Raw genomic sequence first — 2,120 nt, 5'->3', positions numbered from 1 at the left:
GATGTCTTCCGCGCGAAGTGCGGTCGTCTCCGCCGGCGCCCGCGATACGCCCCTCAGGACGAGGGGCGGCATCTCGGGTGACCGCGCCGTCGGCTTGCGCAAGTCGCCCAGAGCAGCAGCGACGAGATTGGCTCGGCGGGCTGCTCCTCATCGTCCCCGGCAGGAGCCGAGGCTGACCCGTGCGCGTTCGCTTTCACGCGAAGGGCATGGGTGTCACGATGCTTCGGGCATGACAACCCTGAGTTGAGGCATGGGCGAGCGCACCCATTACGAGCCGGGTACGTTCTGCTGGGTAGGCCTGGCGACGACCTACCCCGCTGCGGCGGAGCAGTTCTACACCCGCCTGTTCGGCTGGCAACCGGAGGAGCACTCGGCGGGTGAGGCAGGCACCTTCACGATGCTGCGCCGAAACGACCACGATGTCGCGATCCTTTACCGCCAACAGCCTGAGGCGCGCGCGGCGGGGGCGCCGCCGCACTGGACCTCGTACATCTCGGTCGAGGACGCCCACGCGACCGCCGCCCGAGCCGGTGAACTCGGTGGTGCTGCCGTGTTCCGTGAGCCGTTCGACGTGCTCGATGCCGGCCGCGTTGCGGCGATCAGTGACCCGACCGGGGCGATCGTGTCGCTGTGGCAGCCGCGCTCCCGGATCGGCGCCACGCTCGTCAACGACGTCGGCGCGCTGTGCTGGAACGAGCTTGCCACGACAGATGTCGAGCGGGTCAAGGCCTTCTTCGCCGAGCTGCTTGGCTGGCAGTATGAGACCGACGAGAGCGGGTACGCGTCGATCAGGAACGGCGGCCGCCTGAACGGAGGCGTACGCGAGCAAGTCGAGCAGGGGCGGGGCATCCCGCCGAACTGGCTCCCCTACTTCACGGTCGAGAACGTCGACGATGCCGCCCGCGACGCCGAGCGCCTCGGCGGCCACGCGCTATCGCGGCCGACCGAGACCCACATCGGCCGCTTCGCCGTGATCGCCGACCCACTGGGAGCCGCGTTCGCGGTCTTCGAGGGAGAAACCGACCCGTAACCGAGCGAACGCTGCTGCTTCGCCAGCGGGCGCCTAGAAGCCGACGCCCCATGCTCTCGCGTCGGACGACAGGCGCCATCGGGGCGGTCCCGAGCATCGGTTGCCCTTCCGTATAGCCCTGGCGCAAAGCGGGTACCGCTCCGCACATGGAGACGGAGACGAGGGAGGAGCCGCGCGACTAGATCGAGGACGTAGGGGGTCGTAAGACCTACCGCACGCTCGACGAGCAGGAAGGGCAGCTGTCGGAGGCCGAGGAGCGTTTCGAGCGCCAGCGCCGCACCGTCGGGCTGTTCTTGGGCCCCGTGGTGCTCGCGGTCGTGCTGCTCCTTCCCTTCGACATCGACGGAAATCAGCATCGACTCGCGGCGATTCTCGCCTTTGTCGTCGTCTGGTGGGTGACCGAGGCGATTCCCATCCCGATGACCGCGCTGGTGGGTGTCGTTCTCTGCGCCCTGCTCGAGGCCACGCCGCCTCCGCCGGAGGACGACACGTCGGTCGACGTCGTGTTTGCGCTGTTCACCGACGACACGGTGATGCTCTTCATCGGCAGCTTCATCATCGCCCAGGCGATGGTGGTGCACGGGCTGCACCGGCGCCTGACCTTCCGGGTGCTGTCGCTGTCGTGGGTGGGCGGCAACACCTACCGCATCATCCTGGCCTTCGGGCTCATCGGCGCCCTGACCTCGCCGGTCATGTCCAACACCGCCGGCGCGGCGATGATGCTCCCGATCGCCCTCGGGGTGATGGGGGTCGTCGGTGGCCTGGTCGCCCAGCAGGCCCGGGGCGAGCGGCGGGTCGAGCGCCTGCGCTTCGGCGCCGCGCTCATGCTCGTGATCACCTACAGCATCACCGTCGGCGGCCTGCTGCTGCCAATCGGCAGCCCGCCCAACCTGATCGGTCGCGAGCTGCTCGAGGCCGAGACCGGCGAGCCCATCACCTTCTTCGAGTGGTTCGTGATGGCGCTCCCGATCGTGCTCGTGATGTTCGTCGCGGTCATTCTCATCTGCCTCCTCTTCAACCGCCCCGAGGTCAAGGAGGTCGATGGGGTGAAGGAGTACGTAAACGACGAGCGACGCAAGCTCGGCGAGCT

General features: G+C 68.3%; 2 protein-coding genes. Both read left to right on the top strand.

The genetic code is table 11. The features are described from left to right. Positions 1-250: 250 nt before the first annotated feature. Entirely contained in the window at positions 251-1,030 is a 780-nt protein-coding gene (locus tag VNT50_RS13885; RefSeq protein ID WP_325485702.1) for a VOC family protein, read from the top strand. Between the two features lie 302 nt (positions 1,031-1,332). Further along, the coding region (locus tag VNT50_RS13880; protein ID WP_325485703.1) for an SLC13 family permease at positions 1,333-2,120 on the top strand (788 nt) is incomplete at its 3' end.

Source organism: Microbacterium sp. (assembly GCF_035554235.1).
In the GTDB taxonomy this organism is placed as follows: Bacteria; Actinomycetota; Actinomycetes; order Actinomycetales; family Microbacteriaceae; genus Microbacterium.
The sequence above is the reverse complement of the archived record's forward strand: the minus strand, read 5'-3'. Positions and strand labels throughout refer to the sequence as shown.